Origin of the sequence: Mycobacterium aquaticum (assembly GCF_002086485.1) — a bacterium.
GTDB classification, from domain to species: Bacteria; Actinomycetota; Actinomycetes; order Mycobacteriales; family Mycobacteriaceae; genus Mycobacterium; species Mycobacterium aquaticum.
In genome coordinates this window covers 75,767-102,327 of the sequence record NZ_MVHF01000006.1, presented here as the reverse complement: position 1 = coordinate 102,327, position 26,561 = coordinate 75,767, and the positions used below count along the sequence as shown (strand labels likewise).

Genomic DNA, 26,561 nt, shown 5'->3' with positions numbered 1-26,561 from the left:
TGCAGGATGCGTAGAAGGGGGCCGTGGCATGGGGATGCCGCCGGATAGCAGCCCGTACGGGTCACAGACGGTGACGGGTCCGGGGTGGCCCAACATCGATGAGGAACAGTTGACCGCGGCGTCGGCGTCCTATCAGAAGTTGGCGGCCAACATCACCGGCAACATCGTGCCCCAGCAGACCAACCAGCTGATGAAGCTCAACGAGGTCTGGCAGGGCACTGGCGCCACGGCCGCGTCCGGCGAAGCCACCACGATGATCGGCCACCACGAGGCCAACGGCGCACAGGCCCAGGCCATCGCCACCCAGCTCACTGCCATGGCCGCGGCCGTCGTGCAGACCAAGACGGCTGTCAACGCCACCGCTCAGCAGGTGCAGCAGGAAGTCGAGATGCTGCAGGCGCTGCCGATCGACAACAAGCAGGCGTTGATCGAAGGCGTCATCAAAATGGGGCTGTCGCAGAACATCGCCACCGTGACCGCCGCGACCTCGGAGCTGGCCAGCAGCCTCGGGACCACGGCCAACATGCCTGCCGTCACCACGCCGCCCACGGCCGAGGCCCAGCAAGCCGCGCAGAAGGGCGGCGAGCAGATGATGCAGATGATGGGGCAGTTGCCGCAGATGCTCGGGCAGATTCCGCAGATGCTCGGCCAGGTTCCTCAGCAGCTGACCCAGCCGTTGCAGCAGTTGACGCAGCCGTTGCAGCAGTTGACGCAGATGTTCGGTTCGGTGGGCAAGGGCGGAACCGGCAGCGGTCCAATGCCGTTCTCCGCGTTCTCCACTCACCCCGCGGCGGGCGGGTCCGGCCCGAGTTCGGGTGCCGGACTGATGAAGGCGGCGTCGTTGCCGGGCTCCGGAGGTGGCGGCGCGCAGACTCCGTTGATGGGCAAGCTCGTGGGCGGCACCTCGCCGGTGTCGGTGGCCACCGAACCCGCCATGGCGACCAGCAACGCGTTCGGTGGGGTGGCGCCGGTGTCCGCCGCCGGTATGGGTGGCGGCATGGGGCCGATGGGAGCGATGGGGCATCGCGGCTCCGGTGGCGGTGGCACCACGCAGGGCCTTGCCGTGCCGGCCCCGCTCGAGCATGAACTCGACGACGGTGACGTCGACGATGACTGGTGAGCCGGCTGTCATGCGTCTAGGTGCGATGAATTCTGAAAGAGGTGTCCGGTGAGCAGCACACCATTTACCAGCCCTGGGTTTCTCGGTTGGACCGCGGCTCCGATTGAGCTGCCGGACATGCCGACGATTCAGGCGGGTGCCGATGCGATGAGCATGACCATCGCCGGCCTGTTGCCGACCCTCGCGGCTTCCCTGACCGCCAACGTCACCGCGCTGTCGGCCAAAGAGAACATGTTCAACGGCAAACTGTCCGACGCGCAGGGCGCGTACGAGAACGCCGACCAGTCCGGGCAGCAGGGTGTCGGCCAGCTGGGCCAGATGATGGGTCAGCTCGGCCAGATGGGCCAGATGGCCAGCCAGCCTGCGCAGGCCGCCGGTGGGATGGGCGGTCAGTTCGGCCAGCTGATGCAGCCTGTGATGAAGGCCATGGAAGGCGCCAAGGGCGGCGGCGGCTCCGGTGCTCCGGGGGACGGCACGCCTGGTGGTGGCGCGCCAGGCGGTCCCGGCGGCCCCCAGCCGCTGAACGACCGCGAGGCCAAGCTCAACGAGCGGGACGCCAAACAGGATGAGCGGGAGACGCGCCAGAACGAACGCGATGTCCAGCAGGATGAGCGTCAGGCCGGCCAAGATGCCCGCGAGGCGCAGCTGAACGAGCGCGCCCACCAAGCCCCCGCAGCCCCGCACAATGCAGGCGCCGGGCCGAGTGAGAGGCGCCCGAGCGCCGGGCCGGCTCCGGTGGCCCCGCACCAGGCTCCGGCCGCCCCGCCGCCTGCCGCGCCGGTGGCTCCGCATCAGCCACCGCAGCGGTACGACGGTGGAGACTTGTCGCGTCGTATGTGAGTGCAGCCCGGTAGCTTTCCGGGTTCGGTCGCCCAGCCGCTGATTGCCGGTCAGCTGTCCGCTGAAGCCGCTGTGCCAACCGTGATCTCAGCACCGTTCGGACCGTGGCTGCCGTTTGAAGGCAGTGTGCCGTGTGGAACCCAGGACTCGGTGGCCGCGCCGTTATCGCCGTCGCACTGAGCGTGAGTCGGCGTCAGCGCCGAATCCATCACCTGCTGTTTGCTCTTCGGTGACCGGCACAGGACCGCGGCGATGTGTCACGCATCATCAAATTTGCCAGATTTGCATCAGCGTGTCGGTTTGTTGGGTGGCTTCAGGCCAGTGCTCGCGTCGGCAGGCCTTGTGCGAATGTCGAAATACCCTATGGCGTGCAATGTTTCTTTCGGCCCGATCGAGTGTCGGGCTGGATACCCGTGCCCGCTGGTATCGGTTGCAAAATCGCGAAATGTTGCTAACTTTGACGTCCTGCGGGTGGCCCACGTCGGGCGCTCACAGGTTGCGATTGCTGTCAGTTGTTGTGAGTGAAGAGAGGTTTACGCCGGCGCGCCGCACGATTGCTTTGGCGCGAACATGCGAGCACGGTGGTGGAGCAGCGCGAAGTAGCCAACGATCCTCCGCGCCGGCTCAATTGCCTTCGGGGGAGGCCTGTCTCGGCCGATTCGATAGTCCAGATGCTCTGGGTGGGGGTGCTATCGCCTGTACAGACGGAGTTGAAATTGGGACGCCACCACCGGGGCGCTCACGGGTTGCCAACAGCTGTTGCGTGTGACGTTTCGCAGCCACCCGACGGTCGTTCGCGCATGCCTCAGACAACGGCTGTGCCTGCATGAACGCTGTCATCCGGCCGTCGGTTTCGGTGGTCATTCCCGCCCTGAACGAGGAACGTAACCTGCCGCTCATTGCCGAAGGTATGCCTCCCGAGATCGATGAGATCATCGTTGTCACAGGGGATTCGCAGGACGACACGACCGCAGCGGGACGCCGGTTGTGGCCGAACGCAACTCATCTGCGGCAGAGTCGACGCGGCAAGGGCAATGCCCTGGCATGCGGATTCGCGGCAGCCTCCGGGGATGTCATCGTCACACTCGATGCCGACGGAAGCGCCGATCCGGCCGAGATTCCCCGCCTTGTCGAGGCTCTTGTTGCCGGCGCGGATTTCGCCAAGGGGTCCAGGTTTGCCCACGGCGGTCGGGGTACGGACATCACATGGCTGAGGGCGGCAGGGAACAAAGTTCTGAATGGTGTGGTGAACGTCCTCTTCCGGGCGGATTACACCGACGTGTGTTACGGCTTCAGTGCATTCTGGCGCCACTGCCTCGACGTCATCGACATGCCGGATATTGCGGTCAGCGTGCCGCAATGGGGTGATGGATTCGAGATCGAAACACTGATCAACGTCCGCCTGGCCGCCCGCGGGGCCAAGATTGTCGAGGTGCCCAGCCGCGACGCCGGCCGCATCTCGGAATACGGCACCGCGACCGCGATTTCGGATGGCCTTCGGGTGCTGTCAACGGTGCTGCGAGAGTTCCGCCGGGCCCGGTCCGCATCGCGGGCGTCGGCGACTGGGACGACAGGGCATCCTCAAGCCGGCCCGGGCTGACAGCGGGGCGGAGTGTCCATCGTTTTCGCCTGTCCGCTGTCGGCGACCCAGGAGCAACGCTGCGAGCTGGGGATCGCCCGGCGGCATCTAGCCTTCTCTCATAATTTACTTGAGTCCAAAATTAACTAAAAATGAATGATCATGACGAAGTGCGACTAGCTGTCCACCGATCGGATGACGCAGCCAGGCGTCCTGTCTGCGGTAATGGGCCAAGACCTTCCGCTGGGCGGGACATCGCGTGCAATCCGCTCTATCATTTGCCAGAACTGCAATTCTAAGGAAAGATACTGTCCACGCGTACGAGCGACCTTGCTCTCGCCGAAGTGCAGCTAACTGTCCGTGCGTAACCAGAACATGAGCGACGTCGCTCCGTGCCCAATTGAGGAGGGACTGTGGCTGACTGCGTTGCCGCGTCTGAGCTTCTGGTGTGTCGCATTCCGCTGTCGCGCTTGCCTCATCAACAGGGCAGCGGATTCCCAACGCGCGCAGGAAGTCTTGGCACGTCGACGCGGCACGCGTCGACGCGTCTCGACCGAGGCCTGCCCGCCGCTGCCCAAGCCGCCTTGTCACTCCGCATTCACATTCATCCGTGACGACGAAAGAACGCAATAGATGCAAAATGTCGTGAGCATGAGAGACGCCGTAGCGCGGTCGACTGTTTCGGTGATAATTCCCGCGCTGAACGAGGAAAAAAACCTCCCGTATGTCGCTCAACGGATGCCGTCGGGGATCGACGAAATCGTGGTTGTCAACGGCGATTCTCGGGACGACACTGCGAGGGTCGCGCGGCGCCTCTGGCCCGACGGGGTTCACGTTCGCCAGACTCGACGGGGTAAGGGCAACGCCCTGGCGTGCGGATTCGAGGTGGCAACCGGCGACATCATCGTGATGATCGATGCCGACGGAAGTACGGATCCGGCCGAAATCCCGCTGTTCGTCGAAACTTTGGTCGCCGGTGCGGACTTCGCCAAGGGATCGCGTTTCACCGAGGGCGGCGGCAGCGCGGACATCACCAGGATCAGGCGCATGGGCAACCGGTTCCTGAATCATCTGGTGAACGTTCTCTTCGACATGGATTACACCGACCTCTGCTACGGATACAACGCGTTCTGGCGACGTTGCCTGGACGTCATCCGCATGCCCGACGTGGCAGCCGACGGGCCGCAGTGGGGCGACGGGTTCGAGGTCGAGACCCTGATCAATGTGCGACTGGCTGCCCACGGTGCCAAGATTGTCGAGGTCGCCAGTTACGAATCCAGCCGTATTCACGGCGTGAGCAATCTCAATGCGGTCAGCGACGGGCTGCGGGTACTGGCCACGATCCAGCGTGAATTCAGCGAATACGGTCGGCGCGGCACCGCACGATCGACCGAAGAAATCCAAGTGATCTCATCGCAATGAGGCAATGAGAAGGACCAGAAATGTCTGCGCCGTCGACGGCGGAACCGTCGCGGAGTGATGCCAATCGTGGGCCGCTATGTGAGGCCCTAGATGGTGCTCGCCGTCATGGAGTGGGAAGGTAATGGCAGCCGTTCTTGATCGGGCACGGCCGCAGGCCGATGAAATGCCCGCAGCTTCCCGGCCGGACCGTGATACGCGGGATCCGCAGGTGCGCAGCGTGATACCGGATGCTGCGTTGATCGTTGCGGGTGGGGTGCTGCTCGTCGCCTTGGCGTACGCACGTTCGCGCGGAGGCGTGAGCTATGCGGCGCCGTTGATGTGGGCTGGGCAGCTTCTCGTATTCGTTTACGTGGTGGCCCGCATCTTGCACGGGTCCACCTCCGCTCGTGATCGTGCGTTCTTGGCGATTTGGTTCGCGGTCGCGCAGGCGGTTGTTCGGTGGGCATACAGCCCGCACGCCTTCACCTTTTCGGATGAGCTTCAGCATCTACGTTCCCTGGAGAACGTTCTCGCCTCCCACCATCTTTTTCAGCCGAGTTACGCCCTGCCGATCAGTCCCCAATATCCAGGCTTGGAAAACGTCACAGCCGAGCTGGCCCAGGTGTCCTCGGCCAGTCCGTTCCTGGCCGGGGTGCTGGTTGCCAGCATCAGCCATGTCTTGACCGCGACGGCGCTGTTGCTGCTGTTCCGCGAGGTGACCGGATCGTCTCGGGTGGCGTGCCTTTCGGTCGTGCTGTACATGCTCAATCCGCATGCTGCGTACTTCGACACGTCGTTTCTCTATGAGACGTTGGCGCTGCCCTTCTTGGTGCTGGCCGTCGTTCTCGCGATCCGTTTTGCCACCCGGCGGTCCGGCCGCTTGCTCAGTTTCACCGGCGTGGTGGCGTGTTGCGCCGTCGTGACCATCACACATCACGTGTCGATCCTGGCGACGGCTGCTGTGCTCGCCGGCATGGCCGCTGCCACTGCGGTTTTCCGCGCCAGCCGGCCGTTGGCGCCCCGGCTGGCTGCGTGTGCAGTGGCAGCCATGGCGGTGTTCTGGTTGTGGATACACTTCTTCGCTCCGGCCACACTGGATTACCTCAGCAGTCCCGGCGACCAGATCCTGTCCGCCCTCTCCAAACTGTGGGAATTCGACGGGCAGATGTCGCTTCCTCGGCCGCCGACACCGTTGTTCGACCGTGCGATGTCCCCGTTGGGTGTTCTGGTGACGCTCGGGCTTTTGGCGGTGAGTGTGCGGCTGGCGCGTGGGCGGCAGCCGCTGGAGCGGAGTTTCATTGCGGCCGCGGCGGGTTCGTACAGTCTCGTGCTCGCGACCCGTCTGCTGGTGGAGAACGGTCCTGAACTGTCGGCCCGAATGCTCACGTTCACGACGATGTTCACGGCGGTCGCGATGGCGATTGCGCTCGAACACCTCGTCGTCGTCAGGCCAGGCGCGCACAGACGTGCGGTTCAAACGGTGAGCCGAATGGTCTTGGCGATTGCGTTGACGATCATCCTGTTCCTGGCCTCGGTTGTCGCGAGCCTCCCGGAGTGGTTCCAGCGACTGCCGGGCAAATTCTGGATCGACGGTTTCGCCAGCGGTATCGACGCCGTCGGCACGAGCCGGGCCGAATGGGCGGATGCCTACCTCTCGCCCGGTGCGCGGTTCTTCGGGGATACGGCGTCGCTCACCCTCTTGTCGACCCTGGCGGAACTCGACCCGATCCGCGACCCGGAATCCCTGTACTACACCGACTACTTCACGCCCGAGAATCTCGCAGTGGTCCGTAGTGAGTCTGCGGTGTATCTCGATGTCGACTTGCGCATGACAGAGCAGTCGCCGATCACGGGCAACTACTTTGCAGCGGACATCAACAAGGGGGCCGACAGAAAGCCGATCGAGAAGGAGCTTCTGTTGAAGTTCGACAAGGTTCGCGGGATCTCCCGGATCTACGACTCGGGCTATGACCGCTTCTACGATCTGCGGTGGGTGCAGCCGTGATCACGCGACAGAAATTGTCATGGACCGACGGGGTCGCGGTGGCCGCAGTGGCCTGCTACGTCGCCGCGGTCCTGCCCATCTTCCCCAATATCGTTGGGCACCTTGCAGCAACGGTGCTCTGCTTCGTACTCGCGGGTGCCGCGTTGGCAGGTGCGGTGATGCCTCGGCGAGTGAGCACCACAGCCTGGTTCACGGCGGTGACGGCGTGTGCCATGGGTGTCGGCGTCATCGGTGGCGTACTGCTCGACTACCTGCCATCGGGTCTGGTTTCGTTCAACTGGGTGACCTTCGCCCTTGTGACGACACTTCTCTCGGCGGCACTGGCGCGGCTGCGCGGTCCTCGGGCTCCGATACCGCGCGTACGAGTCCCGATCCCGTCGCTCACCGTGGGTATGAAGGTGCTCACGGCGCTGCTGCTGCTCACTGCGGCGATCGTCATCTCGCTCAGCAGCAAGAACCAAGACCGCCCATTCACCGAACTCTGGCTCGTCCCAGACAATCCCACGCAGCTACCCGCTGGTGCCAGCCGCGCGGTTGTCGGCATCAAGAGCCACGAATCGGCTGTCGAGAACTTCACAGTCGTCTTGGACACGGGCAAGCGGGTGATGACCGGACAGGTGACGCTGCGACCCGACGAGGAGTGGACACAGACGATCCCGGTAGAGGGCGCGAAAGCGGAGGCGTCGGTGTACCGGGGTGACGCAACGGGCGAGCCGTATCGGACGGTGTGGATTGACAAGCAATAGCAACGCCGTGAGTTCCGATACGAGGCGCCGCAAGTCGCCGAAGTCAGGGTCAGCGCTGGTGCTCACCATCGCGGCCGCACTGTGCAGCACCACGGTGGTGACCGCAACGCTGGGTTTCGCGTTTTGGGCCTTGGCCGCTCATATCGCGAGCGCCGAAACGGTCGGCCGGTCGGCGGCGATCATCTCGGCCATGCAGTTCATCGCCACATTCGCCACGCTGGGTCTGCACACGCTGCTGATCGCCGAACTCCCTCGTCGCGATGGTCCGGATGTCCGGCGCCTGGTGGTGACCTGTGTGGGTGCCGCCGGTGCCGTGGGGCTGCTGGGTGCGGCGGGATATGCCCTCGTACAGAACGGTTTCGGGCACAGCGAGTGGATGTACTCATCTCCGGTTGGCGTGGTGCTCTTCGGTGTCGGCACCGCGGTCAGCACCGTGACGATCGTGCTCGACGGTGCCATGGTCGGTGTTCAGCAAAGCGGTCGGCAGGTATCGCGGAACCTGGTCTTCTCGGTTGTGAAACTGGCGGCACTTCCCCTCGCGGCGTTCGCCGTCGGGATGTCGCCACAGATCATCTTCGCCGTGTGGCTGTTGGGGAATCTCGTCTCGTTGGGCATTCTGGCGATGCGCACCGAGGCAGTTGATCAATGGCTGACCACTGCGCCGACCGTCCGAGGATTCTCCCCGCTCTGGCGGGCCGCGGCGGGTCATCACTGGGTCAATGTCGCCACCCAGGCACCGCGATTGGCCCTGCCGGTGCTGGTCGCCGTCCAGCTGAGCAGTGAAGTCAACGCTGCGTTCTACGCCGCATTGCTGCTGGCGACCTTCATCTGGATCGTGCCCAATCATCTGGCCACCGCGATGTTCGCTCTGCACAGTGGAAATCCGGAGCACTTCGAGACCGGTCTCAACACCGCCATCCGTCTTTCGGCTGTGGTCTCGATCCTGGCCGCCGTCGGGGCGCCCTTCCTCGCCCTACCGATGCTCGCAATCTTCGGGCGGCAGTACGAAGACGCTCGGTACTGCTTGATCGCGATGGCGGTTTGCACATTTGCCAGCGCGATCAAGTCGATCTACATCGCGGTGCGGCGGGCCCAAGGTGCTCTCGGCAGGGCGGCGCGGGCGGCGATTCTCGGTGCCGGTTTGGAACTGGGGGCGGCTGAGGTCGGACTGCAACTGGGTGGCCTCACCGGAATCGGCATCGCGTTGGGTGCCGCGACCGTGGTCGAGGCCATGTTCTTCTGGCCCGCGATTCGTGCTGCGCGACGGCAGTTCACTGCGCGACCGGCGGCAGTACCTGTTGGCGGTGGCGAGAGCGCATGAAACGACCGGTGACTGGGCGAAGGGCATTTCGTGCCGAGAGTCCCACGAGTTCGCGAGGAGACGGCGCGTTGCGCATATTGGTGGATCACAGCGGCTACGCGTTGTTGAACATCGGTGACATCGCCATGCTGCAGGCGTGCATCCATCGGCTCAGAACCTTGTGGCCCGATGCGGTCATCCACGTTTTCACGGAGTCGCCGGACCAGCTGCAACGGTACTGCCCGGAAGTCAGTGCCGTCGCCTCCACGATAGTCGGCCGGCGAAGCGCTTCGGTGCTTCCGAAGTCGGGTCAGTTGGCAGCGGAGCAGATGTGGAAGACAGCGATGCCATTGCTGGCGCGCTCGAATGGGCCGGCGGTTTCCGGGGGTGCGGCGCCGTTGCGGGTACTCGACGCGGTGCGGCGCGCAGACCTGGTCGTCTCGAGCGGCGGCGGGTTCATCAGCGATGTGTTCTGGTGGCATGGGGCCGGGGTGCTCAGTGTGCTCGCGATGGCGCAGCGCCTCGGCAAGCCGACGGCGATGTTCGGTCAGGGTCTCGGCCCGGTGACGCATCCGGTGCTGAGTCATGCTGTCAGGCTGACCATGCCGAGGCTGACCACCATCGGTCTGCGCGAACAGGCGCGGTCCACTTCGATCCTGCGTGCGCATGGCGTGGACCTCAACCGAGCAGAAGTCACCGGCGACGATGCCTTGGTGTTGGCGACGCCGGCGACACGTCCCCGCGCGGGAATGTCCATCGGTATGAACGTGCGGGTGGCGTCCTACAGCTCGGTCGACACCACCCTCGCGAGCCAGATCGTCGGCGTCGCAAGGGCAGCGGCGCACAGCCGCAGCGTCGCCACGGTCGCGTTACCTGTGTCCCGCTATGGAGCGCAATCGGACTTGAGATCGGTTCGTACCTCGGTCGACGGAGAGCCTAACGGCACGGATGACGAGTTCGCCGACATCCGTTCGCCCGAGGAATTGAAGGCTTCCATCGCCCGTTGCCGGGTGGTGGTGACGGGCAGCTACCACGCCGCGGTGTTTGCGCTGGCGGCCGGGATACCCGCGGTGGGCATCACCAGCTCGAGCTACTACGACGGGAAGTTCGAGGGCTTGGCGGCCCTGTTCCCCGGCGGATGCCAACCGATACGGATCGGGCCGGGATTCGAGCAGGCACTCACTGACGCTATCGACCGAGCCTGGAACGCCGACGATGCCATGCGCGACCGCATTCATGCGGCTGCCCGGGCCCAGGTCGCCCGGGGCGACGACCTCTATGCCAGATTCAAATCATTGGCTGCAGAGCGTGTTACGGGCACCAACAGCCCACAGGTGGTAGTTCCCACGCGCGCCGCGCACGCGGTGCCGACAGCAGAGGACCTTGCATGACCCTCACTTCTCCACCGTCTCCCTCGGATACCGAGACCACCGCTGACACGTATCGGCAAGGCGGCCCGTCGGTCTCGGTGATCATCGCGGCCTACACCGAACAACGTTGGCCCGACACCGTCGAGGCAGTCACCTCGGCGCTGAACCAGTCGCAGAGCGCACTGGAGGTGATCCTGGTCATCGACCACAACCCGGGCCTCGCCGAACGGGCGCGTGCCGAACTGCGCGGCGTCGCCGTGCTGGAAAACACTGGGCCACAAGGAGCCTCGGGCGCCCGCAATACCGGGGTGATGGCCAGCCGGGGCGAGATCGTGGTGTTCCTCGATGACGACGCGGTGGCCACCCCGGATTGGCTGCGGTCCCTGTGCCGGCATTTCGACGACGAGGATGTCGTCGGGGTCGGGGGAGGCCTCACCCCGGCCTGGCCGGACGAGCGGCCGCGCTGGTTTCCGCGTGAGTTCTACTGGGTGGTTGGTGCTTCGTACACCGGCATGCCCGAAGCCGCGGCACCCATGCGGAACGTGTGGACCGGCAACATGGCTATCCGACGCACGGTGTTCGACGCCGTCGACGGCTTCCGCCCCGGATTCGGCAAGACGGGCCGGGTCTCCCGCCCGGAAGACACCGACCTGTGTCTGCGGGTACGGCAGGCCGTGCCGTCCGGGCACTGGATGTACGAACCGGCGGCCCTTGTGGCACACAAGGTTCCGGCTGACCGAAGCACACCGACCTTCTTCCTCACCCGGTGCTGGAACGAGGGCCGCGGTAAAGCGGCGCTGTCCCGGCTCGTCGGCATCGACGACAGCACCGCCGCCGAGCGGCGGTACGCATCTCGCGTGCTACCGCGGGGATGTCTGCGTGAGCTCTACCTGGCGCTGCGCCATCTGGATGTGACGCATCTGCAGCGATGCGCGGCGATCGTGGCCGGGCTGCTGGTGACCGCAGCCGGAATGGTCACCGAGATGGTGATCGGCGCTCGGACTGCGACTCCGCGGGCGGGCGCAGGGCCGGCCGCAGACGCAGCCGAGCCGTTCCGCCCCATTCTCGTCGCCGAATGGGAGGTCAGTGGACCGCTCCCGGGCCTTTTCACCGATGACGGGCCCGGCCCCATCAGTCTGCTCGTGCGGTTGGGGTCGGAGCCGCTGGGGATCGTCGATTTCGACGGCGCCGACGATGAACGCGCACTGGTGGACGCGGTCTGGCAGTCGTTGGGCACGGACATCAACACCCGGCTGGCCGCCGGCGGGTTACCCGTGATCGATACGCTGTCTGCGAAGGGTGTCGCATGCGACCCGGCCGATCTGGCCTTCACCATCGACCGTGAGCGGCTGCTCGGCGACGCGCCGCAGGTTTCGGTGGTCATCTGCACGCGTGATCGTGCGAGCGGTCTGGCGGAATGCGTTGAGCGCGTGGCTAATCAGGACTACCCGAACTTCGAGATCGTCGTCGTCGACAACGCGCCGGCCGACCCGAATGCCGTGCCCGCCGCCCTGGCTGCACTGGACGTCTCGGTTCCTGTGCGGTATCTCCGAGAGCCCCGGGCGGGGCTCTCATGGGCCCGCAACACCGGCTGGCGCGCCGCGCAGGCCGACATCATCGCGTTCATCGACGACGACGAGGTGCCCGACCGGCACTGGCTGGCCGAACTGGTGCGCGGGTTCGCAACTCTGCCCACGGTCGGATGTGTTTCGGGTGCAGTGCTTCCCGCCGAGTTGAGGACCGAACCGCAACACTGGTTCGAACAATTCGGTGGGCACAGCAAAGGCCGCGGATTCACGCGGGAAGTCTTCGACCCTGACTATCCGCAGAGCCCGCTGTACCCGCTTCCGCCGTTCGGTGCGGGTGCCAACATGGCATTCCGCCGTGAGGTGCTGGCCGATATCGGCGGCTTTCACGTCGCACTCGGCGCCGGTACTCCCGCCAAGGGCTCGGAAGACACCTATGCCTTCACGCGGTTGCTGCTCGCCCGACACACCATGGTGTATCAGCCGACCTCGATCACCTGGCACTACCACCGAGAAACAGTCGCTGAACTCGAGAGCCAACTGCATGGCTACGGAACCGGACTCGTCGGGTACTACCTCGCCCTGATCGTCCACCGTCCGGCGCTGCTGCTTTCGTTGATCCGGTTGGTTCCCAATGCGGTTCGCAGCCTCCGCGGAAAGGATGCCGTCCGGACCGCGACGATGACGACATTTCCTCCGGGCCTGTTGCGGGCGGAACTGCAAGGCATGCGCGAAGGCGTCCCGGCATATATCCGCAGTGTCCGGCAGCAGCGGCGGAAAGCCCCGCACACGCGATAGGGTGCGGCCGCACTAGCGGATACTCTTGGATACCAAGAACTTCCGCCGAGTGGCTAGCTGCCGTCGGTGCTGTCCCGCAGGGCGCGCAGCGCCGACCGGCTCCGACGCACCACCGCGTAGCCTGCCGTCAGCGCGCGAGTGGGTGCGTAGTTCACGCCGATTCGTTGCTGATTGACCGTCTGGGCGAAGGTGTTGATCGAGGTGGACAGCCGAACGGTGAGCCGCGGAACCCGGAACGGGTCGCTGGCCGGTGAGGCGATTCCGTTGACCACACCTGCGCCGTTACGGTAGCCGAGTTCGAGCGACATCTCCCGGACCCTCCGGTTGGAGTACCCGTACGGATACGCCAGGGTGGCGACGGAATGGCCGAGGTGTTCTTCCAAGAGGCTCTTGGGATCTGCGAGTTCGGCCCGCAGTTGCTTGACCGAGATCTGGTCCAGTTGTGGATGGCTGTGGCTGTGCGCGCCGATCTCGACGCCTGCCTGCTCCAGGATTGTCAGCTGACGCCACGTCAACATGCGGTCCGGCGGCGTGCCGGCTGCCCGCTGACCGGCGTCGTCGAGCCATCCGGTCGTGATGAACACTGTCGCCGGGAACCCATGGCTTGTCAGCACCGGCAGGGCTTCCTCGACGAGGTCGGCGTACCCGTCGTCGAACGTGAGGACGACAGGGCGCTGCGGCAGCGGCTCCCCGGATCGTCGCAGTCGGCACAGTTCACCGAACGTCAGGCCGGTGAACCCGTTGCGGGCGAGGTAGGTCACCTGCTCGGCAAACGCTTTGGGGCGAACGGACAGCCCGCGGATGGATGCGGCCGGAGAGTCGCTGACGGAGTGGTACATCAGAATCGGAATCGTATTTCCAGCCGAAACATCGTCAGGACGCTTCATTACGCGAGCCTCTTGCGGCTGGGGCGGGCAACTCGATAGCTGGACATCGGGTGGAGTATATCGCGCGAACGTGCCGGACTAGCAAAGTGATTCGAGGCGTCGGGTGGGGTTTTCAACGGGTGTAGCGGAACCAGTCGATCAGCATGGTCGCCGGGAAGTGGGTCGACTGGTCCGGGGGTCCGGGCCAGTCTCCGCCCACGGCCACGTTCAGCACGGCGTACATCGGCTTGTTGAACACCCAGGTCGCCCCCTCTGGTAGCGACGATGGGGTGAAGTCTGCCAACGCGGTTCCGTCGACTCCGATGGTGATGCTGTCGGGTTGTCTCGTCACCCAGTAGACGTGAAAATCCTTGCTGAGGTCGGCGATCGGCCCGGTCTTGCTCAGACCGTTGGTGGAGTAGTCCGACTTCCCTTGCGGCCCATGCAATGTCACGTTGTAGGTGGTGCCTGTGTTGACGAGTTCCATGACGTCGATCTCGCCGCACTGCGGCCAGCCGGCAGTGTCGATGTCTGAACCGAGCATCCAGAACGCCGGCCAGATTCCCTGGCCGGACGGGAACTTGATTCGTGCGGAGATGGTTCCGTACACGATCGGAATCTTGCCTTGAGTGGTCAGGCGCCCTGACGTGTAGCCGGTGGGGGTCTTCAACGCCTCGATAATCAAGTTTCCGCTGCCGTCCCGGCGAATGTTGGCGGGGGCGTCGGTATAGGTCTGGAGTTCGTGGTTGTCGGGGCTGGGATTGCCAAGGTCGTAACTCCAGAACTTGGCGTCGGGCCGGGACCCGGCCGGGCCGTCGAATCCGTCGAACACGTCCGACGGCGACGGTGGTGGCGGCGACGCCGGTCGAGGGGTGGCATCGCTGACCGAGGCGTTGGTGCACGCGGCCAACATCATCGCCGCAACGGCCTGTGCGATTGCCAGTTTCGGTCGAGTGCGCACGCACAAACAATAGGGGCTGAGACGACTGAAGGCCGCCCAGCGCTGACGGGACGAATTGTGGCCGATGTAGCCGGACTTCTGCTGCCGAAACGTTGTGCCGGTAGGCGGAGTGTTCGAAATGCGGCCAAGCTGTTACCGAAGTGAATGGTGTGCTGTTAGCGATAGTAGGGATACTGATTCCGCTGGCGCGGGAATCGCCGGACTGCATGTGCCTGGGTGTCTTTGCTGTCGTCGATGGAGCGTACTTGTGAGATATCCGCGCCTAGCTCTCGTGAGTCTCATGGTTGCCGTATTCGCGGCACCGGTTGCCCCGGCGGGGGCCGCGGTCAGCACACTCGAAGCCGAGACCATGGTCGTGACTCCGGTAGGGGCGGGCAGTGTGTACGCCGACGCGACTGCCTCTGGCGGCGCCGCCCTCGGACTGTGGACAACGGCACAGGCGACCACGAATATTTCGCTGTCGTCCCCGGCAACTGCCCTGTCGATACGGGCGAAGGGACAACTGTGCAAGGGCGCGCCATCCATGACGGTGGCCATCGACGGGAAGGCAACATCTCCAACAGCCGTCTCGGCAACTTCATGGGCGGACTACAGCATGACTGTCGCCCTTCAGGCCGGCACGCACACGCTCAGCGTGGCCTTCACCAACCCATATCGCAGAGGAAACTGCTCCCGTGCACTCGGCCTCGACCGGGTGACCGTGCAGACGGGCGGCACCTCCGCAGGCGCAGTGTTCGACGACTTCGTCGGCGCCGCCGGAACCCAACCCAGCAGCCAGTATTGGGATTACGACACCGGGCAGTGGAACAGCAACGGTCAACTTCAGAACTACACGAATTCCCCTCAGAACATTCGCCTCGACGGCAACGGAAACTTGATCATTCAGGCGTTGAAGACGTCGACGGGATACACCTCGGGCCGATTGGTCACGCGCGGCAAGGTGAACATGGTGTACGGCACGATGTCGGCCCGCATCAAAATGCCGTCGGGCAAAGGCATCTCGCCTGCATTCTGGCTGCTCGGATCGAACGTCGATACCGTCGGCTGGCCGCAGTGCGGCGAAATCGATCTCATGGAGCTGCCCAAGCTCGCAACCTACTACTACACAACGTTGCACGGGCCGTGGGTGCAGCGCCCGGCCGGCGCTTCCGCCGACTACATGATCGGTACCCAGGGGCCGATCGCCGACCTCAGCACGGACTTCCACACCTATTGGGTGCGCCGATCGGCAGGCCAGGTGGTCATCGGCATCGACAACACCACCTTGGGCACCTACACGAAGGCGATGCTGACCAGCAACCAGCAATGGGTATTCGACGATCAGCCGATGTACGCGATCTTGAACATCTCTGTCGGCGACAATTCGTCCGGCCAACCGGATGCGACCACTCCTTGGCCGGCGACGATGCTGGTGGACTGGTTCAGGTTCGATCCCGCATGATGCGGGGCTCTCGGCTCTGCGATCAGGGATTTGGGGCGCAGTTGGAGGGTGCGGCTACGTCGCCGAAACGGTCAGCTATCCACTGCCGTACTTTTTTGTCCGCGTCGGGGGGCAGCTCGGCATGGCCGGCACCTGGGATTTGCACGTGCTCGATTCGACCGCCGAGCCCGCAGGTTTGCTGCACCGCCGCGGACACCCACTGCGGCCGAACGGTCTGGTCGTTGTCGCCGGAGACCACAAGCATGGGCACGGTGACGGGCTGCTGCGGCAGCGCGATCCTCTGCAGTGCCCGGCGCAGCGCATCGACGTCGCGTCGTCTGTCCGGCTTGAGTTCCTCTTCTGCGTAGGCCTTGCTGAGCAAATCTCCGACCGGTGATCGGCACTGGGCCAGTACACCCATTCCGGCGGCAATCCGCCCATGCACGTATCGGCTGAGGTCCAACTCGGCGTTGTACCGCTGCACGCCCTCGATCAGCAGGGGGAAGTACATCTCCTGGTCGTTGGTCAACTGTCCCGACCATGCCAGGTCGGCAAGACCCGTCACGTTCGCGGCAGGCGACATCGCGACACTGCCGATCAGGTCGACGCCGTCGCCGTAGAAGGCGTTCAGTTCGTCGGCGGCCCACGTCGCCTGGCCGCCTTGTGACGTCCCGACAGCAACCCACCGTCGCGACACCGTCGAGGTGAGTTCGTGCAGTGCGCGTACCGCGTCGATGACGTTGAACGCCGCGGACTTCGGTTCGAGGTACGGGTGGCTGCCCGGCGAGCCGAGCCCCTCATAGTCGGTCATGGCGACGGCATACCCGTCGGCCAGATACGAGCGGACCTCGCCGAGATAGCCCATCAGGTCGGCATGTGTCGAGGGACCGCATGCGTTGTCGATTCCCGTCGTTCCGTGTGCGAGGGAGATGACTGGCCAACCACCTTGGGGCGGGTCGCCGTGCGGGATGAAGAAGGAGCCCGAAATCTCACGCGTCCGGCCGTCAACGCCGGACACCGAGGTGTAGACCGCCCGCCACGCGTCGCCGATCACCGGATCGTTCAGGTTCGGGTTGAACGGCGTCCGTTCGATCACATGTCCACGGGCTGACCAGGCTTCGGCGGCCACGTCGGGCGGCGGCGTCCTTATCGGCTGCGCGGCCGATACGTCCCCACCACCTGTGCTGCATCCCGCCACCGCCAGGCCGAGCAGGACGACGAGTAGGAAGCCGACCGGGACCCGCGCACGTTGCCTAACGGCCGCCATCGCCAGGATCGCTTGGCCGCTGGAGGTATTCGATGCAATCCTGCGGAGACCGTCCCGTTTGTTCCATGCACACCGCGACCGGAGGATCCGTCAACTGACTCGGGTCAGCACTGGTCGGATAGGTGATCTCGCCACGGACCAGCGACCACACGAAGAACTCCGTGCCCTGCACATGTTCGCAATACGCGACAGATTTATCCGCAGTGACGGCTGTGCGACTGGCAGGGAGGCACGAGGCACCGATGACGGCGAACTGCCCCGGTTGGTGTGTGGTCTGTTGAGCCTGGGGTGCCGCTGCCGGTACCGGTGCCGGGGTCTGGGGCGCGAGGATGGGCTCGGCTGTCGTGGCCGGCGTCGGTTCGGACTTCCGGATGGATTGCAGCGTGCTGAATGCTGCGACAACGAGCAATGCGCTCACGACGGTCATTCCAAGCGCCGCTGCCCGGGGCAGCCAGACTTCTGCGCGGGTGCGCGGGCGTGGTTCGGGCTTCGGAACGGGGTCGGTGTCGAACGCCCCGTTGTCGACGACATGTTCGGTCCAGGCTTCGCCGTCCCAGTAGCGGTATTGATGGCGCGTCGTGGGGTCGACGTTCCACCGTCCGGTCTGAGACGGCGTCGGGGTCGGAGCGGCGACCGGAGCCGAGCACTGGCCGCAGAACCGGTTGTCGTCGTCATTGAGGTGACCGTGGACGCAGACGGTCTTCGCCACGATCTGGGTTGCGCATTCTCTACAGAACAGCGTGTTTACGGGGTTGTCGTGACCATTCGGGCACGTCACAATGGTCGTCCACCCTTCGTTTGCCTGCGCCATAGAACGCGAAATCGATCTCTGCGAGCCTCCGAGCGCCGCACCGTTGGACGCTACCCCACATAGTCGCACCTCTGGCGGCGTGTCTGCCCAGTGGAGTCGATATCCTGGCGATCACCAGAAACCGAGGTCAGCAAACAACTGAGTGGATAGCCGGGCGACGGAGTTGATTCTGAGGGTGACCGACGACAATGTGGACGGGGTGCTGTTCGGCGCGCGAGCTACTCGGGTGGGACTGATGCCCTCATGATCGCGAATGGCCGGACACCGTCGCGGCAATGGGCCAGTGGTACCGACCGGATGCTTGCTGGGGCACGATTCGTTGCCTTGTTCGGCGAACTCGACGTTCCGCATACCTCCGTGCTCGAGGAGGCACTGGCCAGGATCGCCATGGCGGGACCCCACACCAGGGTGGCGTTGGATCCGCATCCGGCGACGCGGCTGTGGCGATACGCGCCTTCGGAACTGGTGGCGGTGCGCGAATTGCCGCGGTCGGTGGTAGCGGCCGGCAAGACGGCAGTGTTGCAGCACATTCGTCGACGGCCGGGAGCGCGGGCTGCCCTGGAGATCCATGCTTCAGAGCGACATATCGCACTCGACGTCGACCATGGTCTCGGTGACGCGCGTTTCGCGCTCGAATTGATCGGTGCGTTGTTCGACCATTCCGGCGGGCGGATGTCACGGTGGACAACCGACAACGACACACCGCTGGCATTGCTGCGGTCGGTGATCCGGACGTTCGGTGCGAATCCGCACTGGGCCCGGCCGGCGGTGCGATACGCAGCAGAACAGCGGTTTCAACGGCCGGCTGACAGTGGTGGCGCAGACGATCCGGTGCCCTGGTCTCCCTCGTTTGCGGTCCGGATCGCACACATCGACGCCGACGCGGAGGCCGCGGTGCATGACTGGCGGTCCGCGCAGGCCGACACGCCGGGAAGCGCTGCAGTGTGGTTGTACATCGTTCGGCAAGCGCTGCAGGCGGCCGGGTTGTCGATGACCGACCGGGTCATGACGGCTTTCGACTGTCGGCGCTACCTGGCCCGGCGGCAAAGGGCCAACGGGAATTTCATCATCGGCCTCGAAGTTCCGTTTGCGTCGGACGACACCTTGCCCGCGGTCAGCGCACGGGTACGCGACCTCGTGATGGCGGCAGTGCCGCTGGCGGGGATGGCTGTGGTCTCGGCACGGGCCATGCTGCCGTTCGGGCGCGGTCCGTTTGGTCCGACGAGGACCTATCGGCCCGGTGCGCCCGCTCACGTCATGTACTCGGATCTGGGCACCGTACGAATGATCGACGACGCACCGTGGCGGATGGGCGGTGATCGATCCCTCACCGCTCTGCTCGACACCGCGGGGCCGCACGCCGTCACTGTTCTGAACAGTCGGATCGGCGACACCCGAAACATCTCGATCTCGTTCAACGACAACGCCGTTGAAAGCGACACCATTGACCGAGCTGTGCGCTATCTGGCCGATCCCATGCGGTTTCTACCGCTGGCTACGCAATGCCCGCGGTGACGTCGGTGGTCATCTGCCTGCGCGATGCCACAGCTCGGCGTACACGGCACTGGATGCGGGCATCTGAACCGGATCGATCAGCGAATTGGCCAGGCTGGCCTGCTGATTGAAGTAGGCCTCGTACGCAATGTCGGGGCGGTTCTGCTGGAAGAACTCGTACATTCCTCGGATGTAGGCCGGATTGTCGCCCTGGCCGTCGGTGCCACCGACGACACCCCATTCGGGGATCGCCAGAGGCTTGTGGTGGGCCCTGGCGAACGACAGCCAAGCGGCTATGCCGTGCGGCTGGTCGCGCCACCGCGAGAACGACTCACCGTCGGTGATTGCATTGTCGGCCCAATCGTAGGCATCCACGCCGACGACATCGACGACGTCGTCGCCCGGGTAGCTCTCCGTGAACGGGTCGTGGCCCGATGCCGACTGCACAGCGTTGCCGTTCCAGTCAAGAGTGAACGCCGGGCTTTCCTGGCGGAAGATCTTGGCAACCCTGCGATACGCAGCAACGAAGGACTTCGGGTCCCATGCTGACCATCCGTACCAGTCGCCATTGAATTCCCAGCCCAGCCGAATGTCGGCGTCGCCACGCTTGTGGGCAACGAGGTTGCGAGCTATCTGGACGAAGTCGTCGTCGTGGGTTCCGTTGGCAATCGCGCCCAGGGTGGTCGACTCGTTCGTCGGGATGAGCGGCACCGCGACCGAGAGCCGACCCGGAAACCCGGCGTACCTCTCGACACCCCAGGTGTCGTTGCGCAGCGCGTCCCACGTCGAGCGTTCGAGGAAGACGCTCACGATCGCGAGATCTTGACCCCGATACGCGGCGAACTTCTCTGCCGCCGGGCGATTGCCGTAGGTGCCGAGGTAAGCGCCACTGGACCAACTGGATGCTGCTGGTTCGGACTGCGCCAGCCCGCTCCACGGTGAGAAGGTGAGGGCGAACACACCGACGAGCGCGGCCAGTGCTCGGGGGATCGACGTGAGGCGCCGTCGGCGTGGAATCAAGACGGGCTCCCCGGTGTCCGTACGCGTGGCGACTTCGCGATATTGGCTGTACTCACTGGCGCTGCCGTGCGCGCTGCCCGTCATGCTAGCGAAGTTCGGCCCTGGCGACGAAGTCGACCTGAACCGCAGCCGCCCGCGGGGGAAGGGCTACGGCTGCTCCGCTATGTGGCGACCGATCCGCCCGAGTTCAGAGCCCTCGGACGGGCTGGCACCACTGCGGTGGCAGTGGTCATCGGTCGAGCCGGGGCGCGCCCCTGACGACAGCGACAAATCATTGCCCATTCAAGGAATTCGGCTCTGCGCCACCGCGGCGTACCAGGCGCGATGCCATTGCGCCCAGCTTGCCGCGGAAGGTGTTGGGCCGATATCGGCGGCACGGACACAACGCGCAATCAGTGCCGCGTCGGTAGTGCTGATGCGCCGAATGCTGATGACCACATTGGCAATCACTGTGACGCATCCGACAACGATAGCGAATTTCAGACCCAGCTGTCGTGACATCGGCCGCGTTCGCTTCGGCGATCCTCGACCGGCGGGGTTGCGGGCGCGGCGGGTTGGTGCAAGACCGTTGCCGAACGCATGGGCGGTATCTGGAAAAGATAGGCGGACAGGGCAATTCGCGGGGCTCGGCGGCGGGCGTCAACTATGCCGGGACAAGCTCGACGCCGGAGAGCACGACGGTGTTGTCGCGGCTCGGTGCCGTGAGCACGCCGACGAACCTGCCGTCTTCCTTCCAGATGTTGGCCTGCAGCGTTTCTCCCGGGAACACCACACCGGCGAACCGGGCACCGTAGCTCGCCACCTGTGTCACGTCGCCGTCGAGCAGGTTGTCCACGATGGCCTTGCAGCCGATGCCGTAGGTGCACAGGCCGTGCAGGATCGGCCGGTCGAATCCGGCGGCCGCGGCGAACGCAGGATCCGAGTGCAGCGGATTGCGGTCCCCACACAACCGGTACAGCAGGGCCTGCTGCGGCAGCGTGGGCAGCGGTACCTCGAGATCCGGTGCACGATCAGGTATTTCGACTGACGTCGATGGGCCGCGTTCGCCGCCGAAGCCACCTTCGCCGCGGGCGAAGATCGACCGCTTGGTGGTCCACAGCACTGTTCCTGCCGGATCGGTCACCGTGGTCTCGCTGACGATGACTGCGGCCTTGCCCTTGTCCCAGATCTCGGTGAACCGCTGAATCGACTTCGCGGTTCCGCTGGGCGGGATCGGGCCCGGCACGCTGACCGCCTCGCTGGCGTGCAGCACTTTGGACAGCTCGATGTCGATGCCGGGGAACTGCACCGTCGGCGGTGCGGTCATGTGGAAGCTGGCCGCGACGTTGCCGAAAGTCGGCAGCACCTGGGGTGTGTCGTCGATCAGGTAGCGCAGCTCGCGCTGGGCCATCGGGTCGGCACCGGCGCCGAGGCCCAGGTGGTACAGCTGGATATCGCTGCTGGTCCACGAGAATTCGATGGGATCCAATTCAGCGGCCAGCGCTTTGTCGACATCGATGGGCATATCAGGCCTTTCCGGCGATATCGAGAGCCGCCAGGTATCCGAATGTCATCGCGGGGCCGATGGTCCCGCCGGGGCCGGGGTAGGTGTGCCCCATCACCGGCGAGCTGACGTTACCCGCGGCGTAGAGGCCCTCGATGACGGAGTTGTCGTCGCGCAGCGCCCTGCCGTGGACATCGGTGCGCACACCGCCCTTGGTGCCGAGGTCACCGGGCACCATCTTGGCCGCGTAGAACGGGCCGTGCTTGATCTCGCCGAGGTTGGGGTTCGGCTTGTTGGTGGGGTCGCCGTAGTAGCGGTCGTACGCGCTGTCGCCGCGCTTGAAGTCGGCGTCGACGCCGGTGCGGGCGAAGCCGTTGAACCGCTCGACGGTTTCGGTGAATGCGTCGGCAGGCAGCCCCATCTTGTCTGCGAGTTCGGCCAGCGTCGGCGCTGAAACCACCACGCCGGATTCCAGCCACCGCTTCGGAATGCGCTGTCCGGGTTGCAGTCCCGCAAAGATGTAGCGGTTGCGGTACTGCTGGTCGAAGACCAGCCAGGCCGGAACATTCTCGCCGGGCCCGGGGCCCTGGCCGTACTGGCCGCCGTACATATGGTGGCAGGCCTCGACGTAGGGCATGGACTCGTTCATGAACCGCTTACCGGACATGTTGACGATGATGGAGCCGGGAGAATTGCGTTCGGAGAGGGCGAACCACGGCGCGTCGACGAGCGGCACCGTCGGCCCCCACCACGCATCCTCCATGAGTTCCAGTGCCGCGCCGAGCTTTTCGGCGGCAATGATGCCGTCGCCGGTATTCGCCTTGGCGCCGACGGTCCACTCGGTCGTGATCGGAGCGCGCTGGTATTTGACCCGCATCTGTTCGTTGTGTTCGAACCCGCCGCTGCCGAGGATGACACCGCGCCGGGCCCGGATCAGTTCCGGCTCAGCCGATTCCGGTGAACCTGCCGTGCGCACATAGATACCGCGCACCGCGCCGTCCTCGACGTAGAGGTCGGTCAGCGCGGTGTTGAGCAGAACCGGCACACCGGCGTCGCGCAGCCCGATGCGCAGCGGCGCGATCAGGGCACGACCCATCCCGACCAGGTTCTTGCCGGTGGCGTTGGCCCACATGGACCGGATGCCGACCTTGAGGCTGCGCAGCACGCCGCGGGGATGACGCTTGAGCTGGTTGAGCCGCACGTAGTCCTGCTGCATCACGACCATGTTCATCGGCACCTTGCCGTACGGCGGCTCCAGGCCGTCCAGGTCGGGGCCGAGCTTCTTGGCATTGAAGGGCTTGGGCTCCACGGAACGACCGGTGGGCTTACCGCCTGGCGTCTCGGGGTAGTAGTCCGAGTACCCGGGCACCCAGCAGAGCTTCAGTGGCGAGTTCTTCAGCACGAACGACAACATCTCCGGACCACGGTCGAGATAGGTGTCGATCTTCTCGGCGGGCACCACGTCGCCGACGATCGTATGGAGGTACGTGCGCGCGGCGTCTCGGGTGTCTTTGACCCCATCACGCTTGAGAATCTCGTTGTTCGGGATCCACACCCCGCCGCCGGACCGCGCGGTGGAACCTCCATAGTGCGGGGCCTTCTCTACCAGTACTGTCGAGAGGCCCTGGTGGGCAGCTGTGAGGGCGGCGACCATGCCGGCAGCGCCGCTGCCGACTACGACGACGTCATACTCCTGTCCAGTCATGTAGAACACGTTATAGAATTGGCCGGCAATCCAACAACTGTCCCGGTCAAACAAGTGAGGGGACTTCATCACAATGCTTAGCGTCGAGGTTCGTGATCAGCTGGCCGCAGACCTGGCTCAGGCCGAGCGCAGCCAGGTTCCGACCACCCCGCTGACTGATCGGTACGGCGACATCGATGTGGTGGATGCCTACGAGATCCAGCTGATCAACATCCGGGCGCGGGTGGCTGCGGGCGCCAAGGTGATCGGCCACAAGGTCGGCCTGTCCAGCAAGGCGATGCAGGACATGATGGGCGTCGACGAGCCGGACTACGGGCATCTGCTCGACGAGATGCAGGTTTTCGAGGATGTGCCGGTGAAGTCGTCGAAGTACCTCTATCCGCGGGTGGAGGTGGAGGTGGGGTTCATCCTGGCCGACGATCTGCCCGGGGCGGGTTGCACCGAGGAGGATGTGCTGGCGGCGACGGCGGCGTTCGCGCCTGCCATCGAATTGATCGACACCCGGATCACCAATTGGCAGATCAAGTTGTGCGACACCATCGCTGATAACGCGTCGTCGGCGGGATGGGTGCTCGGCGAGGCGCGGGTGTCGCCGAAAGACGTGGACATCCGCAATATCGATGCGGTGTTGACCAACCACGGCGAGGTGGTCGCCGAGGGGCGTAGTGATGCGGTGCTGGGCAATCCGGTGACCGCGGTGGCCTGGTTGGCCCGCAAGGTGGAGGGTTTCGGGGTACGTCTGAAGGCCGGTGACATCGTGTTGCCGGGCTCGTGCACGCGTGCGATAGATGCACCTCCCGGCAGCGATTTCGTCGCCGACTTCGCCGGGTTAGGTTCAGTACGACTGAGTTTCGAATAAGGAGCGAACATGCCGAACAAGGCATCCGTCGCGATCGTTGGATCCGGCAACATCAGTACCGATCTGCTCTACAAACTGCTGCGTTCGGAATGGCTTGAGCCACGCTGGATGATCGGCATCGATCCGCAGTCCGAAGGCCTGGCCCGCGCACGCAAGCTGGGTTTGGAAACCAGCCACGAGGGCGTGGATTGGCTGCTGGCCCAAGACGAGAAGCCGGATCTGGTGTTCGAGGCCACCAGTGCCTACGTGCATCGCGACGCCGCACCGCGCTACGCCGAGGCCGGTATCCGCGCGATCGACCTGACCCCGGCCGCGGTCGGTCCCGGGGTGATTCCGCCGGCGAATCTGCGTGCACATTTGGACGCACCCAATGTCAACATGGTGACCTGTGGTGGCCAGGCCACCATCCCGATGGTCTACGCGGTTTCCCGTGTCGTCGAGGTGCCCTACGCCGAGATCGTGGCGTCGGTGTCGTCGGCCTCGGCGGGGCCGGGCACCCGGGCCAACATCGACGAGTTCACCAAGACCACCAGTGCGGGTGTGCGCGATATCGGTGGGGCCCGCAAGGGTAAGGCGATCATCATCCTCAACCCGGCCGAGCCGCCGATGATCATGCGCGACACCATCTTCTGCGCGATTCCCGAGGATGCTGACCATGCCGCGATCACGGCGTCGATCAAGGATGTGGTGGCCGAGGTGCAGACCTACGTGCCGGGCTACCGGCTGCTCAACGAGCCGCAGTTCGACGAGCCGTCGGTGGTCAACGGGGGCAACCACCTCGTCACCATTTTCGTGGAAGTGGAGGGTGCGGGCGACTACCTGCCGCCCTACGCTGGAAACCTGGACATCATGACCGCAGCGGCGACCAAGGTCGGCGAAGAGATCGCCAAAGAGTCGCTCAGCGTCGAGGAGGCAGTCCGATGACCGCTGACATTTTCTTCAACCCCGTGTGGGACGTCCGGATGACCGATACGTCGTTGCGCGACGGGAGCCATCACAAGCGTCATCAGTTCACCAAGGACGAGGTGGGTGCCATCGTCGCGGCGCTGGACGCCGCGGGGGTGCCGGTGATCGAGGTGACCCACGGCGACGGGCTGGGCGGTTCGAGCTTCAACTACGGGTTCTCCAAGACCCCGGAGCAGGAGTTGATCAAGCTGGCCGCCGAGACGGCCAAGGAAGCCAAGATCGCGTTCCTGATGCTGCCGGGTGTCGGCACCAAGGAAGACATCAAGGAAGCCCAGAACAACGGCGGGTCGATCTGCCGGATCGCGACGCACTGCACCGAGGCCGACGTGTCGATCCAGCACTTCGGTCTGGCTCGTGAGCTGGGTCTGGAGACCGTGGGGTTCCTGATGATGAGCCACACCATCAGCCCGGAGAAGCTCGCCGCGCAGGCCCGCATCATGGCCGACGCCGGATGCCAGTGTGTGTATGTCGTCGATTCGGCCGGTGCGCTGGTCTTGGATGGGGTGGCCGACCGGGTGGCGGCGTTGGTCGCCGAACTCGGCTCCGATGCGCAGGTCGGCTTTCACGGTCATGAGAACCTCGGCCTAGGTGTCGCCAACTCCATCGAGGCCGTGCGTGCGGGTGCCAAGCAGATCGACGGGTCGTGCCGCCGGTTCGGGGCAGGGGCGGGTAACGCACCGGTCGAGGCGCTCATCGGGGTGTTCGACAAGATCGGGGTGAAGACCGGGATCGACTTCTTCGACATCGCCGATGCTGCCGAAGAGGTTGTCGCTCCGGCGATGCCGGCCGAATGCCTGCTCGATCGCAATGCGCTGATCATGGGCTACTCGGGTGTGTACTCCAGCTTCCTCAAGCACGCCATCCGCCAGTCCGAGCGCTACGGGGTGCCCGCGCACCAGCTGCTGCACCGGGCCGGGCAGCGCAAGCTGATCGGCGGCCAGGAAGACCAGCTCATCGACATCGCCCTGGAAATCAAACGCGAACAGGAAGCCGAAAAGACCAAGGCCTGACCACAAGAAAAGGG

At 64.9% G+C, this 26,561-nt stretch carries 21 protein-coding genes; 14 read left to right on the top strand and 7 right to left on the bottom strand.

Annotated features, from left to right (window positions below; translation table 11 throughout):
- Positions 1-28: 28 nt before the first annotated feature.
- From BST13_RS08755 to BST13_RS08710, 9 genes are all read left to right on the top strand, one after another.
- Positions 29-1,120, top strand: a complete 1,092-nt coding sequence (locus tag BST13_RS08755) for a hypothetical protein (protein ID WP_083162680.1) — start codon at positions 29-31, stop codon at positions 1,118-1,120.
- Positions 1,121-1,237: 117 nt separating this feature from the next.
- A complete protein-coding gene (locus BST13_RS08750; protein WP_425436996.1) occupies positions 1,238-1,960 on the top strand; it encodes a hypothetical protein in 723 nt (240 codons plus the stop codon).
- Between the two features lie 826 nt (positions 1,961-2,786).
- Positions 2,787-3,560, top strand: coding sequence for a glycosyltransferase family 2 protein (locus tag BST13_RS08740; protein WP_083162674.1), 774 nt, complete (start codon positions 2,787-2,789; stop codon positions 3,558-3,560).
- 630 nt (positions 3,561-4,190) lie between these two features.
- Positions 4,191-4,961 (top strand): glycosyltransferase family 2 protein, encoded by a 771-nt coding sequence (locus BST13_RS08735; RefSeq protein WP_425436995.1) that lies wholly within the window; start codon positions 4,191-4,193, stop codon positions 4,959-4,961.
- A 121-nt stretch (positions 4,962-5,082) separates the two neighbouring features.
- Entirely contained in the window at positions 5,083-6,945 is a 1,863-nt protein-coding gene (locus BST13_RS08730) for a glycosyltransferase (protein WP_142282756.1), read from the top strand.
- Positions 6,942-7,691: a hypothetical protein gene (locus BST13_RS08725; protein WP_142282755.1), complete on the top strand. Its 750-nt coding sequence runs from the start codon at positions 6,942-6,944 to the stop codon at positions 7,689-7,691. The genes BST13_RS08730 and BST13_RS08725 overlap by 4 nt, the downstream gene beginning before the upstream one ends.
- A 7-nt stretch (positions 7,692-7,698) precedes the next feature.
- Positions 7,699-9,012, top strand: coding sequence for a lipopolysaccharide biosynthesis protein (locus tag BST13_RS08720; RefSeq protein WP_083162663.1), 1,314 nt, complete (start codon positions 7,699-7,701; stop codon positions 9,010-9,012).
- Positions 9,013-9,080: 68 nt separating this feature from the next.
- Positions 9,081-10,382 (top strand): polysaccharide pyruvyl transferase family protein, encoded by a 1,302-nt coding sequence (locus BST13_RS08715; protein ID WP_158087127.1) that lies wholly within the window; start codon positions 9,081-9,083, stop codon positions 10,380-10,382.
- The gene (locus BST13_RS08710; protein WP_083162661.1) at positions 10,379-12,685 is read left to right on the top strand and encodes a glycosyltransferase family 2 protein; all 2,307 of its coding nucleotides are present in this window, start codon (positions 10,379-10,381) and stop codon (positions 12,683-12,685) included. Before BST13_RS08715 ends, BST13_RS08710 begins: the two co-directional genes overlap by 4 nt.
- A gap of 53 nt (positions 12,686-12,738) precedes the next feature.
- Here BST13_RS08710 and BST13_RS08705 read toward each other — a convergent pair whose 3' ends face one another.
- Together BST13_RS08705 and BST13_RS08700 are read right to left on the bottom strand one after the other, a co-directional pair.
- Positions 12,739-13,524: a polysaccharide deacetylase family protein gene (locus BST13_RS08705; protein ID WP_245839452.1), complete on the bottom strand. Its 786-nt coding sequence runs from the start codon at positions 13,522-13,524 to the stop codon at positions 12,739-12,741.
- A 160-nt stretch (positions 13,525-13,684) separates the two neighbouring features.
- Positions 13,685-14,512 (bottom strand): glycoside hydrolase family 16 protein, encoded by an 828-nt coding sequence (locus BST13_RS08700; protein ID WP_245839450.1) that lies wholly within the window; start codon positions 14,510-14,512, stop codon positions 13,685-13,687.
- A gap of 280 nt (positions 14,513-14,792) precedes the next feature.
- Between BST13_RS08700 and BST13_RS08695 the strand changes: the two genes are divergently transcribed.
- Positions 14,793-15,953: a carbohydrate-binding domain-containing protein gene (locus BST13_RS08695; RefSeq protein WP_158087126.1), complete on the top strand. Its 1,161-nt coding sequence runs from the start codon at positions 14,793-14,795 to the stop codon at positions 15,951-15,953.
- Positions 15,954-15,975: 22 nt separating this feature from the next.
- Here BST13_RS08695 and BST13_RS08690 read toward each other — a convergent pair whose 3' ends face one another.
- Complete coding sequence (locus tag BST13_RS08690; RefSeq protein ID WP_083162657.1) at positions 15,976-17,199, bottom strand: alpha/beta hydrolase family protein; 1,224 nt, start codon at positions 17,197-17,199, stop codon at positions 15,976-15,978.
- Positions 17,186-17,908, bottom strand: a complete 723-nt coding sequence (locus tag BST13_RS08685; protein WP_211296043.1) for a DUF2510 domain-containing protein — start codon at positions 17,906-17,908, stop codon at positions 17,186-17,188. The genes BST13_RS08690 and BST13_RS08685 overlap by 14 nt, the downstream gene beginning before the upstream one ends.
- Positions 17,909-18,253: 345 nt before the next feature.
- Here BST13_RS08685 and BST13_RS08680 point away from each other — a divergent pair, with 345 nt between their 5' ends.
- Entirely contained in the window at positions 18,254-19,525 is a 1,272-nt protein-coding gene (locus tag BST13_RS08680) for a hypothetical protein (RefSeq protein ID WP_083162655.1), read from the top strand.
- Between the two features lie 9 nt (positions 19,526-19,534).
- Here the strand turns inward: BST13_RS08680 and BST13_RS08675 are convergent, their stop codons facing one another.
- The 3 genes from BST13_RS08675 to kstD form a co-directional block, all read right to left on the bottom strand.
- Positions 19,535-20,608, bottom strand: a complete 1,074-nt coding sequence (locus BST13_RS08675) for a glycosyl hydrolase (RefSeq protein WP_083162654.1) — start codon at positions 20,606-20,608, stop codon at positions 19,535-19,537.
- 559 nt (positions 20,609-21,167) lie between these two features.
- Positions 21,168-22,028, bottom strand: coding sequence for a MaoC family dehydratase (locus BST13_RS08670; RefSeq protein WP_083162653.1), 861 nt, complete (start codon positions 22,026-22,028; stop codon positions 21,168-21,170).
- Position 22,029: 1 nt separating this feature from the next.
- On the bottom strand, positions 22,030-23,712 hold the full coding sequence (gene kstD / locus BST13_RS08665; protein ID WP_083162911.1) for a 3-oxosteroid 1-dehydrogenase: 1,683 nt from the start codon (positions 23,710-23,712) through the stop codon (positions 22,030-22,032).
- A 73-nt stretch (positions 23,713-23,785) separates the two neighbouring features.
- On the opposite strand from kstD, the gene BST13_RS08660 reads away from it, so the two are divergent.
- Genes BST13_RS08660 through dmpG form a run of 3 tightly spaced genes read left to right on the top strand, consistent with a single transcriptional unit; the run spans position 23,786 to position 26,547 of the window.
- The gene (locus BST13_RS08660) at positions 23,786-24,571 is read left to right on the top strand and encodes a 2-keto-4-pentenoate hydratase (protein ID WP_083162651.1); all 786 of its coding nucleotides are present in this window, start codon (positions 23,786-23,788) and stop codon (positions 24,569-24,571) included.
- Between the two features lie 9 nt (positions 24,572-24,580).
- Positions 24,581-25,495, top strand: coding sequence for an acetaldehyde dehydrogenase (acetylating) (locus BST13_RS08655; RefSeq protein WP_083162649.1), 915 nt, complete (start codon positions 24,581-24,583; stop codon positions 25,493-25,495).
- Positions 25,492-26,547: a 4-hydroxy-2-oxovalerate aldolase gene (dmpG, locus tag BST13_RS08650; RefSeq protein WP_083162647.1), complete on the top strand. Its 1,056-nt coding sequence runs from the start codon at positions 25,492-25,494 to the stop codon at positions 26,545-26,547. Before BST13_RS08655 ends, dmpG begins: the two co-directional genes overlap by 4 nt.
- Positions 26,548-26,561 lie beyond the last annotated feature (14 nt).